15 protein-coding genes and 1 pseudogene are annotated in these 15,547 nt (G+C 70.0%); 4 read left to right on the top strand and 12 right to left on the bottom strand.

Annotation, left to right across the window (positions count from 1 at the left end; all coding sequences use genetic code 11):
* Nucleotides 1-272 precede the first annotated feature (272 nt).
* The 4 genes and pseudogenes from amrB to ACZ60M_RS23355 all read right to left on the bottom strand — a co-directional run bounded on the left by amrB (nucleotide 273) and on the right by ACZ60M_RS23355 (nucleotide 4,488).
* A complete protein-coding gene (amrB, locus tag ACZ60M_RS23370; RefSeq protein ID WP_465421347.1) occupies nucleotides 273-1,079 on the bottom strand; it encodes an AmmeMemoRadiSam system protein B in 807 nt (268 codons plus the stop codon).
* Nucleotides 1,080-1,172: 93 nt separating this feature from the next.
* A pseudogene (gene amrS, locus ACZ60M_RS23365) lies at nucleotides 1,173-2,285 on the bottom strand (AmmeMemoRadiSam system radical SAM enzyme); the annotation flags it as partial.
* Between the two features lie 131 nt (nucleotides 2,286-2,416).
* The gene (locus tag ACZ60M_RS23360; RefSeq protein ID WP_465421326.1) at nucleotides 2,417-3,511 is read right to left on the bottom strand and encodes an ABC transporter ATP-binding protein; all 1,095 of its coding nucleotides are present in this window, start codon (nucleotides 3,509-3,511) and stop codon (nucleotides 2,417-2,419) included.
* 230 nt (nucleotides 3,512-3,741) lie between these two features.
* Nucleotides 3,742-4,488, bottom strand: a complete 747-nt coding sequence (locus ACZ60M_RS23355; protein ID WP_465421325.1) for a hypothetical protein — start codon at nucleotides 4,486-4,488, stop codon at nucleotides 3,742-3,744.
* A gap of 47 nt (nucleotides 4,489-4,535) precedes the next feature.
* Here ACZ60M_RS23355 and ACZ60M_RS23350 point away from each other — a divergent pair, with 47 nt between their 5' ends.
* A complete protein-coding gene (locus ACZ60M_RS23350) occupies nucleotides 4,536-5,600 on the top strand; it encodes a UDP-N-acetylmuramate dehydrogenase (protein ID WP_465421323.1) in 1,065 nt (354 codons plus the stop codon).
* 59 nt (nucleotides 5,601-5,659) lie between these two features.
* Nucleotides 5,660-5,827: a FitA-like ribbon-helix-helix domain-containing protein gene (locus ACZ60M_RS23345; protein ID WP_465421321.1), complete on the top strand. Its 168-nt coding sequence runs from the start codon at nucleotides 5,660-5,662 to the stop codon at nucleotides 5,825-5,827.
* Here ACZ60M_RS23345 and ACZ60M_RS23340 read toward each other — a convergent pair.
* The 8 genes from ACZ60M_RS23340 to ACZ60M_RS23305 form a co-directional block, all read right to left on the bottom strand.
* Nucleotides 5,824-6,237: a type II toxin-antitoxin system VapC family toxin gene (locus tag ACZ60M_RS23340; protein ID WP_465421320.1), complete on the bottom strand. Its 414-nt coding sequence runs from the start codon at nucleotides 6,235-6,237 to the stop codon at nucleotides 5,824-5,826. The genes ACZ60M_RS23345 and ACZ60M_RS23340 overlap by 4 nt on opposite strands.
* Nucleotides 6,234-6,473 carry a FitA-like ribbon-helix-helix domain-containing protein gene (locus ACZ60M_RS23335; protein WP_465421318.1) on the bottom strand — a complete coding sequence of 80 codons (240 nt, stop codon included), beginning with the start codon at nucleotides 6,471-6,473 and terminating at the stop codon, nucleotides 6,234-6,236. Before ACZ60M_RS23335 ends, ACZ60M_RS23340 begins: the two co-directional genes overlap by 4 nt.
* A gap of 39 nt (nucleotides 6,474-6,512) precedes the next feature.
* A complete protein-coding gene (gene hemB, locus ACZ60M_RS23330; protein WP_465421316.1) occupies nucleotides 6,513-7,499 on the bottom strand; it encodes a porphobilinogen synthase in 987 nt (328 codons plus the stop codon).
* 21 nt (nucleotides 7,500-7,520) lie between these two features.
* Nucleotides 7,521-9,101, bottom strand: a complete 1,581-nt coding sequence (locus tag ACZ60M_RS23325; RefSeq protein WP_465421315.1) for a bifunctional uroporphyrinogen-III C-methyltransferase/uroporphyrinogen-III synthase — start codon at nucleotides 9,099-9,101, stop codon at nucleotides 7,521-7,523.
* Nucleotides 9,098-10,078 (bottom strand): hydroxymethylbilane synthase, encoded by a 981-nt coding sequence (gene hemC / locus ACZ60M_RS23320; RefSeq protein ID WP_465421313.1) that lies wholly within the window; start codon nucleotides 10,076-10,078, stop codon nucleotides 9,098-9,100. Before hemC ends, ACZ60M_RS23325 begins: the two co-directional genes overlap by 4 nt.
* A 15-nt stretch (nucleotides 10,079-10,093) precedes the next feature.
* Nucleotides 10,094-11,494: a glutamyl-tRNA reductase gene (locus ACZ60M_RS23315; protein WP_465421311.1), complete on the bottom strand. Its 1,401-nt coding sequence runs from the start codon at nucleotides 11,492-11,494 to the stop codon at nucleotides 10,094-10,096.
* A 1-nt stretch (nucleotide 11,495) separates the two neighbouring features.
* Nucleotides 11,496-12,209, bottom strand: coding sequence for a redox-sensing transcriptional repressor Rex (locus ACZ60M_RS23310; RefSeq protein WP_465421309.1), 714 nt, complete (start codon nucleotides 12,207-12,209; stop codon nucleotides 11,496-11,498).
* Nucleotides 12,210-12,494: 285 nt separating this feature from the next.
* Entirely contained in the window at nucleotides 12,495-12,743 is a 249-nt protein-coding gene (locus ACZ60M_RS23305) for a glutaredoxin family protein (protein ID WP_465421307.1), read from the bottom strand.
* Nucleotides 12,744-13,122: 379 nt separating this feature from the next.
* Between ACZ60M_RS23305 and ACZ60M_RS23300 the strand changes: the two genes are divergently transcribed.
* Nucleotides 13,123-13,911 carry a sigma-70 family RNA polymerase sigma factor gene (locus tag ACZ60M_RS23300; protein WP_465421305.1) on the top strand — a complete coding sequence of 263 codons (789 nt, stop codon included), beginning with the start codon at nucleotides 13,123-13,125 and terminating at the stop codon, nucleotides 13,909-13,911.
* Between the two features lie 427 nt (nucleotides 13,912-14,338).
* Nucleotides 14,339-15,415, top strand: coding sequence for a DUF5667 domain-containing protein (locus ACZ60M_RS23295; RefSeq protein WP_465421303.1), 1,077 nt, complete (start codon nucleotides 14,339-14,341; stop codon nucleotides 15,413-15,415).
* Nucleotides 15,416-15,547 lie beyond the last annotated feature (132 nt).

Raw genomic sequence — 15,547 nt, 5'->3', positions numbered from 1 at the left:
CGGTGTTCTGCTCGTGCTCGGTCACGCCCTCAAGGGTAGATGTCGCCCGGGCGCCGCAGCATGCGAGTTTCCCCTCATCGCGCCGTGTCACACCGCCCTCGCGCACTGGGAGCGGCACGGCGGCTGGCGCCGCTTACGAGCCGGGCCGCGGGCTATAGGGCATGCCCCTTCCCACCCGCATCCACCTCCGACCACCGGTGTAAATACGACGACTCTCCCACAGGGGTCCGACATGCCCGCAAATGCGAAATCCGCTCACGCCCGGCGGGGCGCTACTCGGCTCGGATGGCGCTCTCGATCGCGAAGGCCGGGTAGCCGACGACGCGGTCGGGCGTGCCCGCCGTGTCGGCCGACGTCGCCAGCGCGAGCTGGCGCGGGCGCCGGCCCGTCGCGTCCGCCCACGCGAGCGTCGCGCGCAGCGCGAACACCCCGCACGCGTGCTGCGGTGCGATCTCGCGCGGCCGCAGGCTGCGGATCGCCTCGGCGGTCGCGGCGTCGATCCGTTCCGCCGTGGCCTGGTCGTGGTAGTGCGAGAGGTCCGTCGAGCAGATGACGACCGAGTCCTCCCCCGCCTCCTCGCGCAGCGCGGCGATGAGCCGCGCGCCGTCGGGCGACTGGCCCATGCCGAAGGCCACGGGCGTGACCTCGATGTCCGGCCCGAGTGCGACCTGCAGGAACGGCAGCTGCACCTCGAGCGAGTGCTCGGCCTCGTGCGGCAGGCGCGAGGAGCCCACCACGTTGGTGGCCGCGACCGCGACCGCCCCGAGCGGGGTCTCCCAGCGCGCGTACGGCGCGGCCGCGTGCCCGCGGAGCGGGTAGTGGTGGGAGGGGCCGACGAGGACGACGCGCTTGACGCGGCCGCGGTGGGCGGCGAGGCGGGCGTAGACCTGGGCGGCGACGGGTCCGGAGTAGCGGTAGCCGGCGTGCGGCGCGATGTAGGCGGCCGCGAGCGGTTCGCTCACGGGTCCCACGGCGTCGATGAGCCGCTCGATGTCGGCGCGGAGCAGCCCGGGGTCGGCCGGGTAGAAGGCTCCGGCGACGGCAGCGGGCCGTACGGTGTCTGATTTGATCGAAGGCATCGCAGGTCTTCCGGTGGTGGTTCCTATGGTCGGTGTGAAGGCTCTGGTCGGTAAGCCTTCGTGTGCCGGTGCGCGTCTGGTTGACGGCGGTGGTATGCGGATCGGTTGCCGCTTGGGACCCCAGTCTCCCGCCGGTCCGTCGAAAACTCCGGGAACGGCCGCGCCGCAACGGCCGCACTGTCCGCTATCCGACACCGCATACCGGTCAATTCGGTACCAATCACGCACTATGAGGGCTTCGCCACAGTCCGTGCAGACCGTCGTCTGGCCCTCCGGGTCGTGCACGTTGCCGGTGTAGACGTACCGGAGCCCCGCCCCGTGCGCGATCCGCCTGGCCCGGCGCAGTGTCGCGACCGGGGTCGGCGGCACGTCGCGCATCTTGAAGTCCGGGTGGAACGCGGTGAAGTGCAGCGGCACGTCGGTGCCGAGGTGCTCGGCGATCCAGTCGCATTCGGCGGCGATCTCGCCGTCCGAGTCGTTGTGGCCGGGGATCAGGAGCGTCGTGACCTCGGTCCACACGTCGGTCTCGTGCACCAGGTATTCGAGTGTATCGAGGACTGTCCTCAGTGAAGCGAACGCGATCTTGCGGTAGAACTCCTCGGTGAACGCCTTGAGGTCGATGTTCGCGGCGTCCATGTGCGCGTAGAGCTCTTGTCGCGCTTCGGGTCTGATGTACCCCGCCGAGACCGCCACCGCTTTGAGCCCGGCCTCGCGGGCCGCGTCGGCGCAGTCCGCAGCGTATTCGAGGAACACCGTAGGGTCATTGTAGGTGAACGCGATCGACCTGCAGCCCAGTCGTTTCGCGGTCGTGGCGAGCGTCTCGGGCTCGGCCTCCGAAGCGAGCGTGTCGATCTCACGCGACTTGGAGATGTCCCAGTTCTGGCAGAACCGGCAGGCCAGGTTGCATCCGGCCGTGCCGAAGGAGAGCACGGGCGTGCCGGGCAGGAAGTGGTTGAGGGGCTTCTTCTCTACGGGATCGATGCAGAACCCCGAGGACCGGCCGTACGAGGTGAGCACGATCTGGTCGCCCTGGCGGGCCCGCACGAAGCACAGGCCGCGCTGGCCCTCGCGCAGGCGGCAGGCCCGGGGGCAGACGGTGCACTCCAGGCGCCCGTCGTCGAGGGCGCGGTGGAACCCGGTGCCGACGGTGAACCCGTCGGCGCCTTCGACCCGTGGCCTACGGGGAGTGAGGGTGGCCATACTCATACCGTAGCGCCCGGCCCGTTGCGGCCGCGTTTCGGCTCGGACACGAGCTGACTGCACGCGAAAGGGGCCGCGCCGTTGCGCGACCCCTCTGGTCTTGACCTGCTAACGGGCCCCGAAGAGGCCCGAGAGCGCTAGTTCAGGCGCTCGCCCGTGGTGGCGTGGAAGACGTGCTCGTGGCCCGGCTCCGGGACGACGTACACGGTCTCGGCCAGACGCGGGACGTTGGCCGACTCGGTGCGCACGACGAACCGCTCCGAGGAGCCGTTGTACGCGGCGTGGCCGTACACGTAGGCCTCCGAACCGAGCTCCTCGACGAGGTCGACCTCGATCGGGATGCCGCCGGAGGTCTCCGAGCCGAGCTTGCAGTGCTCGGGGCGGATGCCGATGGTGACCTGCTTGTCGCCGCCGTCCTGGGTCGCGGCGTCGCGGACCTCGCGCGAGAGCGGGAGGGTCACGTCGCCGAAGAGGCCGCCGGCCTCGGTCAGGGACACGGTCTTGAGGTTCATGGCCGGGGAGCCGATGAAGCCCGCGACGAAGGTGTTCTTCGGCTTGTCGTACAGGGTGCGCGGGGTGTCGCACTGCTGCAGCAGGCCGTCCTTCATGACCGCGATGCGGTGGCCCATCGTCAGCGCCTCGACCTGGTCGTGGGTGACGTAGACGGTGGTGATGCCCAGGCGCTTCTGGAGCGAGGCGATCTGCGAACGGGTCTGGACGCGGAGCTTGGCGTCGAGGTTCGAGAGCGGCTCGTCCATGAGGAACACCTGCGGCTCGCGCACGATCGCGCGGCCCATGGCGACGCGCTGGCGCTGGCCGCCGGAGAGGGCCTTCGGCTTGCGGCCGAGGTAGTCGGTGAGGTCGAGGAGCTTCGCGGCCTCTTCCACGCGCTGCTTGATCTCGGCCTTCGGCATGCGGCGCAGCTTGAGGGCGAACGCCATGTTGTCGAAGACGGACATGTGCGGGTAGAGCGCGTAGTTCTGGAAGACCATCGCGATGTCGCGGGACTTCGGGGGGAGGTTCGACACGTCGGTGTCGTTGATGAAGATCGAGCCTTCGTCGACCTCTTCGAGGCCGGCGAGCATCCGGAGGGAGGTGGACTTGCCGCAGCCGGAGGGGCCGACGAGGACGAGGAACTCGCCCTCCTGGATCTCCAGGTCGAGCTTGTCGACGGCGGGCTTCTCGGTGCCCGGGTAGATGCGCGAGGCACCCGCGTACGTCACTGTTGCCATGATGTTCGGTCCCTTTCACTGGCAGGTACGTGCCAGACGATCCGTGGTAAAAGGCGGTTGTTGCATCACAGAGCGGGACCTTCGCCGGGGCGGCGCGACCCTGCGCTGCGATCACGACCGCGTGATGCGCAGCACCGTGCGGTCGTCAGGTGAGCCTAACCGCGGGGGAATGCCTTTGCCAAGTGGCGGCCGAACGTTTGTCCGGTTTCCCTCGAAGGTTTACCGAAACGTTATTCCACCCGCAGGGCCTGCAGCAGGCCCTCGTCGCCCGCCACGTCGCAGATCCCGAACGGCAGCCGGCCCCACAGCGCCAGCGCGATGTCCGAGGCCGAGCCCGCCGCGCGGGCCTGCAGCTCAGTGCGCGAATCGGGCTGGTCGAGCAGCGCGACGCGGCCCTCGCGCAGGCGCACGAACCAGGTCGCGTCCGCGTCCTGTGCGAACAGCTGCACGAGCCCCGAAGCGTCCGGGTGCGCGCCCCTGCGGGCGCCGACGGGCAGGAACGCCTCGAACGCCTCGGTGATCATTTCGGACGCCAGCGCCGCGGGGACGGGGGCGGTCGCGCCCACGGCCATCTGCACGTCCCAGCGGGCGAGCCCCGTGGCGACGGCGACCCTCCGGTGCCAGAACTCGGCCCGCCACTCCACCGGCGCCCACGTCCACGCGGGCGAGTCGGCCCCGCGCGCCTCGATCGCGTCGAGCACGGCGGCGAGGGCCTGGTCGTACACGTCGAGCACGGCGGCGCCCTCGGCGGTGACCGGTGGGGGCTGCGGTAGGTCCTCGTCTGCTGACGGGCGGGTGAACAGGGCTTCGACGGCCCAGCGGTATTCGCGGGCGAGTTCGAGGAGGATGCCGCCCACGGTGGAGTCGGGCCGGGAGGGGGCGACGCGGTCGAGCACCTCGGGTCCGCACGCCGAGCGCAGGCCCGCGGCCTCGGTCTTCAACTCGGTGAGGTAGTCGGTGATGCGCAGCTTAGCCATGGTGACCGCCGTTCCTCGTAGCCTGCGTAAAGCTTAGGCTTTCCGGTGTGACACACGCCAGCCCAACGAGCGAGCAGGTCCCGAACGGCCCGATTCCGGGCAAATCCCTCAGCGAGTACACGACGCTGAGGATAGGAGGTCCGGCCCGCGAGCTGATCGAGGCCTCCTCCTCCGAGGAGGCGGTCGAGATCCTGCGCGCGGCGAAGGGCCCGACCCTGGTCCTCGCGGGCGGCAGCAACGTGGTGATCGGCGACGAGGGCTTCGACGGGACGGTCGTGCTCCTGCGCGGCGAGGGCGTCGAGCGGATCGGCGACGACCTGGTCCGGGTCCAGGCCGGGCACGTGTGGGACGAGTTCGTCGCCTGGACCGTCGCCAACGGCTTCTCCGGCGTCGAGTGCTTGAGCGGCATCCCCGGCTCGGCGGGCGCGACCCCGATCCAGAACGTCGGTGCGTACGGCCAGGAGGTCGCGCACACGATCGCATCGGTTCGCGTCTGGGACCGGGAAACCGACGAGGTCCGCGACTGGACTCCCGCCGAATGCGGATTCGCTTACCGCCACAGCGTTTTCAAGCACTCGGACCGGTACCTGGTGCTCAGCGTCGACTTCCGGCTCGACGCCACCGGCGAATCCCGGCCGGTCGCCTACGCCGAACTCGCGAAGCGCCTCGGCGTGGAGGTGGGCGACAGGGTCCCCTTGGCCAGCGCCCGCGAAACGGTCCTGGAACTGCGCCGCGGCAAGGGCATGGTCCTCGACGAAAGCGACCACGACACCTGGAGCGCCGGTTCCTTCTTCACCAACCCGATCGTCAGCGCGGCCGACTTCCACAAGGTGGCAGAGCGAGCCGGAGGCGAACCCCCGCACTGGCCGACGACCGATGGCCGCATCAAAGTCTCCGCAGCCTGGCTGATCGGAGCGGCAGGCTTCGAGAAGGGCCACCAGCGGGGACCGGTCAGCCTCTCGACGAAGCACACCTTGGCTCTGACGAACCGGGGCGGCGCCACCGCGAAGGACCTCCTGGCCCTCGCCACTGAAGTAGCCGACGGAGTAGAGAACGCCTTCGGCATCCGCCTCCACCCCGAACCGGTCATGATCAACGCCGCCCTCGACTGACTGGTCGCCCCACCGCCGGGAACCCGCGCTTCAGCTCGGGCACCGTCGATAATTGAGCCATGCCTACACTCCGCATCACGGGCGTCTCGGACGAGACGCTGTCCCGCTTGCGATCTCGCGCCGCCGCGAAGCAGCAGTCGCTTGAGGCGTATCTCCGCGACCTGATCGAACGCGAGGCGGCGGTGGCGGCTATCGAAATCGCTGCCGAACAGCGGCTACGGAACTAAACCGTTGGGGGCGTTATGAATTCGCACCGAGGGCCAGGACTGTTCACGAGCTTGATGTCAGCGGTCAGGAGCGGAATTCGGCGCCACTCCGCCAGCGCGATATACGAGGCGTCGTAGGCAGAAACGTTTCCGCGCAGCTCCCAGATGCGATTCGCGAGCACCGAGAACGGCTCGGTCCGCAAGTCCATGGCAAGCAGGTCCTGAAACGCCAAGTTAGCTGTCGTGGCATCGATCTTCTTGTGATGCTGGTGTACACGAAGCTGATTGCTCACCTCGTAGTGCACCATCTCGGAGGAGAACACCTGCTTGCCGCGAATCTCGTCGGCAACCCATTCCCCGACCCCTGCGGCGTCGACCATGAGAAAGAGCAGTGCAGAAGCGTCTACGACGATGGCTTGCCCGTCGTTCACCTGCGGTCCGCATCCCGCGCCTCGAGGACTTCCTCCACGGACAGGTGCACCCCAGAGACCCGGGCCCGCTCGCGGGCTCGTTCGATAACGACGTCAAGCGGCGGATGTGCCACGGTCGTCTCGATGAGGCCGAGCATGTACTCCTGCAGCGACCGGCGCTCGCGCGCCGCTCGGGCCGCGAGCTCCGCGCGCCACTCGTCCGGAATATGCCTGATGGTCATACTGCCTTCGCTCATGATTGCATTTTAGCAGCCATGAAGGCGAAATGACTTCATCTAGCGGAGGAGGGCTGCTGCTTCTAGGGCTGCGTAGGTGGCGATGATGCCTGCTCCGGCTCGTTTGATGCTGGTCAGGGACTCCAGGATGGCGGCGTTGCGGTCGATCCAGCCGCGCTCCGCCGCCGCGACGATCTGGGCGTACTCGCCGCTGATGTGGTACGCGGCAACGGGAACCGGGCTGCGCTCGGCGGCGGCCTTGACGATGTCGAGGTACGGGAGCGCGGGCTTGACCATGACGATGTCGGCGCCCTGCTGGATGTCGAGGTCGATCTCGTGGAGCGCTTCGGTGACGTTCGCGTTGTCCTGCTGGTAGGTGCGGCGGTCGCCCTGGAGCTGGGACTCGACCGCGTCGCGGAACGGGCCGTAGAAGGCGCTGGCGTACTTCGCGGCGTAGGCGAGCAGGCCCGTGTCGGTGTGGCCCGCTTCGTCAAGGGCCGCACGCACATAGCCGATCTGGCCGTCCATCATCCCGGAGGCGCCGAGCAGGTCCGCGCCCGCTTCGGCCAGGGCCAGGCCCATCTCGCCGTAGCGGACGAGCGAGGCGTCGTTGTCCACAGTGCCGTCGGGGCGGAGCACGCCGCAGTGGCCGTGGTCGGTGAACTCGTCGAGGCACAGGTCGGGGATGACGACGAGCTCGTCGCCGATCTCCTCGCGGATCGCCCGCGTCGTGACGTTGAGGATGCCGTCGGGATCGGTTGCGGCAGAACCGATCGCGTCGCGCACCGCCGGGATGCCGAAGGGCATGAGCCCGCCGATCCCGGCCCGCGCGGCCTCGACCGCGAGCTTGCGCACCGAGTCCACCGAGTGCTGGTGGACGCCGGGCATCGAGGCGATCTCGACAGGTTCGGTAAGGCCTTCCTTGACGAACACCGGCAGGACCAGGTCCGCGGGATGGACGCGCGTTTCGGCCACGAGACGGCGAAGGGCCGCAGTGCGTCGCAGCCTCCGAGGGCGGATGACCGGGAACTCGGGACTGTTCGGCACTGCGACCACTTCCTTACGTAACTAGCGGAACCTCAGGGCGGTCGGGCCCTGGATCTTCTGGCCCCGGCGGGTCTTGATCGGGCCCTCGGCCAGGCGCTGCTTGAGCTCCATGGCGTACTCGGCCAGGGCCTCGATGAGGTCCGGCACGGAGGCGTTGTCGGGCTTGGCGTCCACGCGCAGACCGAACTCGGTGGCCGTGTCGGAGGTGGCCGGGCCGATGCACGCGACGACGGTGCGCTGGTGCGGCTTGCCGGCGATGCCGACGAGGTTGCGCACAGTGGACGACGAGGTGAAGAGTACCGCGTCGAAGCCGCCGGACTTGATGGCGTCGCGGATGTCAGCGGCGGGCGGCGAGGCGCGCACGGTGCGGTAGGCGGTGACGTCGTCGACCTCCCAGCCGCGCTCGGTCAGGCCCGACACGAGGGTCTCGGTGGCGATGTCGGCGCGCGGCAGCAGGACCCGGCCGACCATGTCGAGGATCGGGTCGTGCGGCGGGAAGACCTCGAGGAGGCCCTCGGAGGACTGCTGGCCGGTGGGGACGAGCTCGGGCTCGATGCCGAACTCGCGCACCGCGTTCGCGGTCGCCTCGCCGATGCAGGCGATGCGCAGGCCGCCGAAGGCGCGCGCGTCGAGGCCGTGCTCCTTGAACTTCTCCCAGATGGCCTTCACGGAGTTCTGGCTGGTGAAGACGATCCACGCGTAGCGGCCGTCGACGAGGCCCTTGATGGCCCGCTCCATCTGGGCGGGCGTGCGGGGCGGCTCGACGGCGATGGTCGGGACCTCGCACGGGATGGCGCCGTAGGCGCGCAGGCGCTCGGACATGATGCCGGCCTGCTCCTTGGTGCGGGGGATGAGGACCTTCCAGCCGTAGAGCGGGCGGCCCTCCCACCAGGCGAGCTCGTGGCGGTCGTCGACGCCGGGGCCGATGGTGAGCACGACCTGCCCGGCGTAGCCGAGGGCGGCCTCCACGAAGGTGTCCACAGAGGACGTGGTGGTGTACTCGGTCTCGCCGGTCGCGTCACCGGTGACGGCCACGGCGGTCTCGCCCGAGACGCCGCCCGCGAGCAGGATGTCGCGCAAGGACGAGAGGTCCGAGACGTCGGCGGTGACGGTGAGGCTGCCGCGCTTGATCGCGTCGGCGATCATGAGCGGCTCGATGGAGGCGATGTCGTCGATGTCGATGACCGTGCGGATCTCCCCGGGGGGCATCCCCGCGTACACGGCGACGGCCTGCGCGTGGCTCATGCCCGGGATGACCTCGAAGCGGGCCTGCTCGGCGCTGGCGGCCTTGATCTCGGCCTTCGCGAGCCGGTTCGGGTACGCGTCACCGACGATGAGGCGGGCGATGTTCTCGCCCTCGCGCGCGGCGGCGGCCATGAGCTTGCCCTGGTCGCTCGGGGAGGACTCGATGAGCTTGATCTTCGAGTCGTCGCCGTTGAGCTCCTTGGCGGTCTCGATGAGCGACTGCGGGAGCGAACGGTCGTAGTAGACCCGGTCGGCCTCGCGGATCGCGTCGAGGGCGCGCTTGGTCAGCAGTCCCGGGTCGCCTGGGCCGGTCCCGACGAAACGTACGCGGCCCACCGGCTTACGGGCACTGGTCATGTTCTCTCCATCAACAGTCGTCTCAAGCATGGGTCTAACTTCAATAGTCGCTCGGCACCGGCCTCGAGGAGGTCGTCGGCCAGCGCTCGCCCCACGGCGGCGGCACGGGCGGCCAGATCGTCGGCGCCCGCATCGCCCAGGTCGGGGAGAGCGGCGGTGGTCGAGAGCCGCTCGATGACGGAACCGTCGACAGCTCCGACGGCCCCCCGCAGATACAGGTCGACCTCGTCCGGTGAGGCGCCTTCGGCGACATCGGCGAGTGCGGCGACGGGAGCGCTGCATCCGGCTTCGAGTCGTTGCAGAAGTGCGCGTTCGGCGGCGACGGCGGCCTGTGCGTACCGGTCGTTGAGCTTACTTGAGATCCGCGCAGATGTCATGTCGGCTTTGCGGCATTCGACCGCCAATGCCCCTTGCGCCGGGGCGGGAAGCATCACTAGCGGGTCCAGGTATTCCGTGATCTCCGCCTGGCGTCCGATGCGGCCGATGCCCGCCGCGGCGAGGATCACCCCATCGAGGTCCTCGTGGATGCGGCCGATGCGGGTGTCGATGTTGCCGCGGATCGGCACGCACTCGAAGCCGCGCCCCAGGGCGTTCAGCTGCGCGATGCGACGGGGCGAGCCGGTGCCGATCTTCGCGCCCGGGCCCAGGTCGGAGAGGGTGCGGCCGCCGGAGGCGACGAGCACGTCGCGCGGGTCGGCGCGCGGGGGCACCGCGATGACGAGGTGCTCGGGCTGGGCCGTGGGCAGGTCCTTGTAGGAGTGGACGGCGATGTCGATCTCGCCGCGTTCGAGCGCGTCGCGCAGCTGGTTGACGAAGACGCCCACGCCGAGCTGGGCGACGGGCACCGTCGTGCCGTCTCCTGTGGTCTTGATCTCGACGAGCTCGACCTGCTCCCCCGAGAGGCGCGCTATCTCGTCCGCGATCATGCCGCTCTGCGCGAGCGCGAGCTTCGATCCCCTGGTCCCGACTCGGATCACAGGTGCTTTCCCTTCTTAAGGCCGGTGCGGCGAAGGCGCTCCGGGCGGCTTAGGGGCAGTGCCGAGGGTCCCGTCGGGCGCGTCGGCCGCGACGGGGTTGATCTTGAGCGCGTCCGCGAGGTCGCCGGTCTGCGGTTCGGCGACCTGGGCGGCGTCGAGCGCGAACAGGTCGCGCAGGGCGCGGGCGTAGTCGGGCGCGCCGGGCTGACCGGCGAGTTCGCGCACGCGCACGGTGGGCTCGTGGAGGAGCCGCTGGACGACGCGGTGGACGGTGCGGGCGACCTCGGCGCGCTGGTCGTCGGTGAAGTCGCCGCGGCGGGCGACACGGGAGAGCTCGGCCTCGACGATGTCGGCGGCGGCCGAGCGCAGCGCGGCCACGGTGGGGGTGACGGCGTCGGCGCGCAGGGCCTCGTTGTAGGCCGCGATCTCCTCGGCGAGCAGGGACTCGACCTCGGCGATGGTGTCGGCGGCGGCCCCGGCGGCGTCGGCGCGCTGGATCTCGGCGATGTCGACGACGTGCACGCCCTCGAGCCGGGAGACCTCTTCGGCGACGTCCTTGGGCAGGGCGAGGTCGCACACGACGAGCGGCGTCGTGCGGCCTTCGAGGTGCACGGCGCGCAGCACGGGCTCCGGGGAGGCGGTCGCGCACACGAGCAGGTCTACTTGCGCCGCAAGGGAAGCGAGGTCGTCGTAGGGGGCGGTCTCGGCGTCCCATACGGCGGCGAGGCGCTCGGCCTTGTCGCGGTCGCGGTTGGCGACCTTGAGGGATCTGACGCCGGAGCGGGCGAGGGTCGCGGTGGCGAGGCTGCCCATGGCCCCGGCGCCGACGACGGCGGCGCGGGCCTGGGCGAGGCCGAAGAACCCGGCCTTGGCGAGCTCGCGCTCGGCGAGGTCGAGGGCGGCGGTGACGACCGAGGGCGCGGCGGCGTCCACGTCGGTCTCGGCGTGGATGCGCTTCCCGACGCGCAGGGCCTGCTGGAAGAGTTCGTGCAGGTGGCGGCCGACCTGGTCGGCTTCGCGCGCGGTCTCGTAGGCGTCGCGCAGCTGGCCGAGGATCTGGGGCTCGCCGGCGACCATGGAGTCGAGTCCGGCGGCGACGCGGAAGGCGTGGGCGGCGGCGTCGGCGCCGTGGCGCACGTACCCGCAGGAGGCGAAGTCGAGTTCAGCTTCCGCTTCGCCGAGGCCCCACACGCGGTGGAGCTCGTCGACGATCGCGGAGAGGCCCCCGTGGAACGTGGCGGCGGTGGCGTACACCTCGACGCGGTTGCAGGTCGAGAGCACCACGGCCTCGCGGACCTCGCCGCCGCGCAGCAGCGAGCGCGAGAGGTCGGCGGCGGCCTCGGGGCCCACCGCGAGCCGTTCCAGGGTCTCCACCGCGGCACTGCGGTGCGAGATGCCGACTACCAGGAGGTTCACTTCACCGGTCCCGTCTCTTGACGTTCACATTCCCGAGCGTCTTGTGGTGTTCGTGGAAGGAGAGGATCTGCAGCTCGACGGCCAGGTCGACCTTGCGGACCGCCACGCCCTGCGGCACGGCGAGCACACATGGCGCGAAGTTGAGAATGCTTGTGACACCAGCATCTACGAGTAGGTCGGCCACATGTTGGGCGGCCGCGCCCGGTGTGGCGATGACCCCTATGTTGATGCCCTCGTCACGTACCGCGCCGGTCAGGAGCGCCACGTCGCGCACCCGGATCCCGTCCAGGTCCCTCCCAATGATGCCCGGGTCGGCGTCGAAGAGGCCAACGATGTCGAAGCCCCTTTCGGAGAACCCGGGGTATCGGGCCAGCGCTTGGCCCAAGTGCCCCAGGCCGATGATGGCCACGCGGGAGTCTTTAGTGAGTCCGAGCACACCTGCGATGTAGGCGGCGAGGGCGGCCACGTTGTAGCCGACGCCGCGCATCCCGGAGGCCCCGAGCTGGGAGAGGTCCTTGCGGAGCATCGCGGAGTTGACGCCCGTGGCGGCCGCGAGGGTTTCGGAGGAGACGGTCTCGACACCGGACTCGCCCAGCGAGCTGAGCGCCCGCAGGTACTCGGGCAGGCGCCTGACCGTCGCGGCCGGGAGGTCAGCGGCCGTCGCGGGAGGGCCGCTGGGGGCCCGGTGGTCGGTGCCTTCGCCGGTGGTCGTCAATGGTGGAACTCCAGGTCCGCTAGTTCCGCGCCGTTCACCGGCGCGCAACCCAGCTTAGGAGAGGGACCGTGCGGGAGCTCGCACAGGCGACGCTAACGGCGCCGGACGCGACTCGGCGGCTCGCGGGACCGGTGCGGTACACCCCCGTATCACTGGGCGAAGCCCAGCTGTACCGAAGCCCGGTTGTTCCCGGCGAGCCGCCGTTCGATGTGATCTTGCCCTAAAAATCCGTCAATGCCCGCAAATCAGGGTTTTTCGGAGTGTCGTCCTTCGAAGCGCACCGCGTCACGAATTCGAGGAGGCCTCGAGGTCGCGCTTGAGGCGCGGCACGTCGACGTCCCAGTAGCTGTGCTCGCGGCCGTCGAGCAGCACCACGGGCAGCCGGTCACCGTATTCGCGTGCCAACGCAGCGTCGTCGGCGATGTCGACCTCGGTCCAGTCCAGCCCGGCGGCCCGGGCGACACGGTCGAGGTCGGCGCGCGCGGCGCCGCACAGATGGCAATCCCTTGTAGTCAGCAGCGTCAGCCTGTTCACCCTGCTCCCTCCGCGAAACAGAAGATCGCACAATCTGTGCGACACCCTCCGTCATTCCTCGATCACTATTGAGCCAGAACCGGTCCGCGAACGCGGACCTCCAAACATTTGGGGAGGTAATGGTGGGATTCCGCCCCCGCGAAGAAGGGTACGTCGGTGCGCCGGGCGAACGCCGACATCGCCCGCAGTCAAGCCGTCACCGAACGCGACACGCCGAGAGCAAATCCGCCTCGGCGGGCTTCCTGATTTCTAGACTCAGGCGGGTCAGTCCCTGCGGGACCCGATCGCATGACTCGGCCCGACCCCTCACACGAGGAGGCCACTAGTGCCCGGTATTGCACCAGCAATGGTGTCGCCCTACGCGAACCGTCACACCGCAATGCACGTTGCAGATTTCGCCCCTTACCTGAACGGCAGCGCCATCGTCGAGACCCTGACGCGGCTGCCGGCCCCGACCTTCGAGCGGCTCAAGCAGGCCGTCTGGACGGTCCTGAGCCTCGACACCGGCACCGCCGAGCAGCACCACGTGCGCTCCGGCAGCGGCGCCGGCGGGGCCGCGGAGACGGCCGGCCCCGAGCACCACGACCCGAGCACCGACCAGGTCGACGGCGACGAGGTCGCCGACCTCGTGGCCCGCGCCCAGGACGGCGACCCGGGCGCCTTCGGCGAGATCTACGACCGCTACAACGAGACGGTCTACCGCTACATCTACTTCCGCGTGAACAACGCCCAGCTGGCCGAGGACCTCGCCTCAGAGACGTTCCTCAGGGCCCTGCGGCGCATCTCCAGCTTCAGCTGGCAGGGCCGGGCCTTCGGGGCCTGGCTGGTGACGATCGCGCGGAACCTGGTCGTCGACCACTTCAAGTCGGGCCGCTACCGGCTCGAGATCGTCAAACCCGACGTCCTGGGGACCGACTCCCCCGAGACCGACCCGACCACCTCCCCCGAGACCGCCGCGCTGGAGAAGCTCACCAACGCCACCCTCCTCACCGCGGTCAAGAAGCTCAACCCCGACCAGCAGGAGTGCATCGTCCTGCGGTTCCTCCAGGGGTTCACCGTCGCCGAGACCGCCCGCACCATGGGCAAGAACGAAGGCGCGGTCAAGGCCCTCCAGTACCGGGCCGTGCGCACCCTCGCGCGGCTGCTGCCGGACGGCTTCCGAGGTTGAGGTAGGCGTTTCCGATCCCTTCTTTCCCTCTCGACCCTCCGACGGCTCAGGCTGCTGTCGGAAACCCGACAAAAACCCGTCTCCGCGGGATTCGACCCGCGAACCCGTCATCACCGATCCACCGGAGATTTCCCGGTAGGACCGACACTGCCAGGTCAGGGCCGTACACCGGCCCTATGCCGCCGTGCAACCGCGCCGCGAGGCGGACAAAGTGGTCCGCGTCGCAAGGTTCTCGGCGAACCGTAACCTCAGGGGCTACTCGTGCGTTGTTCTCAGTACAGGAGCAGGATCGATGCAGTGAGAGGGGGTGTGCCCGGTGACTTTGAACCCTATGGAGCGCCGCCGCGCGGAGGAATTCGCACGGCTGCTTGACTCCGAGGAACCCTCCCTCCCTCACCAGCGCAGCGCTGACACCACGGCCGCGTCAGTGCACACAGATGCGGCAGAAGCGTTCGCCGAGCTCGTCGGCGTCACCGAGAGACTCGGCGGCCTCAGCGAGCAGCTCATGGCCGCGAGTCGGCCATCGCAGCACTGGCAGGACGCCACCAGGCGGCGGCTCATGGCCGTCGCGGCCGACGAGGGCATCGGCGTCACCGCCCGCGCCCGCGCCAGCGCCGCCGTGCCCGAGTCCAAGCGCGCCCCGGTGCTCGACGACATGTTCCCGCGCCGCCCGCGCGGCGGGCGCCGCCTCGCGATCGTCGCGGCCCTGCTCACCGGCACCGTCGCCGTCTCCGGGGTCTCTGCGGCCTCGGGCGACGCGCTGCCGGGCGAGACGCTGTACGGCGTCAAGCGCTCCACCGAGCGCGCGCAGCTGGCCTTGGCCGGCAACGACCTCGGCCGGGCGCAGCTGTACCTGGAGTTCGCGCGTACGCGCATCCAGGAGGCCTCCGAGGTCGTCGGCGACGACGCCGCGGTGGCGATTGCGCTGGGCGACGCGACCAGCGAACTGCGGAGCGGCACTGCTCTCCTCGGCGAGCTCGCCGTCGAGAGCGGCGACCCCGTCCCGCTCGACTACGTGGACCTGTTCACCAACGAGCACCGCTGGGTCCTCGAAGACCTCGTGGCCGACCTCGACGGCGAGGCGCTGGAGGCCGGAGAAGAACTGGTCGCGGTGCTCGAGGCCGCGGCGGTCCGGTCGGTGGAGCTGCGCGGCGCGCTGGACTGCACCGAGGCCGGAGGCGAGACCGACGAGCTCGGTCCGATCCCGGGCTCGTGCGTGAAGGACGCCGTCGATGCGACGGCCCCGGCCGAGCCGAACGGCTCCGACAGCACCGAGACCGGCGCGGCGGAGACCGGCAGCGGCGAGGCCACCGGGGACGCCGAAGGCGAGGCCGAGCCCACCGCGGGCACCGACTCGACCGGCGGGGCCTCGGACCCGCAGACGGACCCGGCCACGGGCGGCGCAAGCGACCCGGCGACCACGGGCGAGCCGACCAGCGAGACCGAGGACGGGGACGTCCTCGGCGAGCTCACCGGGATCATCTCGGACCTGTTCGAAAACTAAGAGGTGTGGAGTACCGGGGGGGGGGGGGGGGAGGGGGGCGGGGGGTCCCGGGTTCCCTCGCGCCCCCCCACCCCGGGAGAGGGGAGAAAGGGCGTTGGGGGGGGAGGGGGGGGGGAGGGGGGGTGGGTTCTG

Source organism: Glycomyces sp. NPDC050141 (assembly GCF_055586545.1).
This window is presented reverse-complemented; position numbering and strand designations above follow the sequence as displayed.

Bases quoted from the DNA above. Each gene is read 5' to 3' on its own strand.
- amrB (WP_465421347.1), bottom strand. From the start codon at position 1,079: ATGCCTTCGATCAAATCAGACACCGTACGGCCCGCTGCCGTCGCCGGA.
- ACZ60M_RS23335 (WP_465421318.1), bottom strand. From the start codon at position 6,473: ATGAGCGAAGGCAGTATGACCATCAGGCATATTCCGGACGAGTGGCGC.
- ACZ60M_RS23325 (WP_465421315.1), bottom strand. From the start codon at position 9,101: ATGACCAGTGCCCGTAAGCCGGTGGGCCGCGTACGTTTCGTCGGGACC.
- ACZ60M_RS23360 (WP_465421326.1), bottom strand. From the start codon at position 3,511: ATGGCAACAGTGACGTACGCGGGTGCCTCGCGCATCTACCCGGGCACC.
- ACZ60M_RS23355 (WP_465421325.1), bottom strand. From the start codon at position 4,488: ATGGCTAAGCTGCGCATCACCGACTACCTCACCGAGTTGAAGACCGAG.
- ACZ60M_RS23300 (WP_465421305.1), top strand. From the start codon at position 13,123: ATGCACGTTGCAGATTTCGCCCCTTACCTGAACGGCAGCGCCATCGTC.
- ACZ60M_RS23345 (WP_465421321.1), top strand. From the start codon at position 5,660: ATGCCTACACTCCGCATCACGGGCGTCTCGGACGAGACGCTGTCCCGC.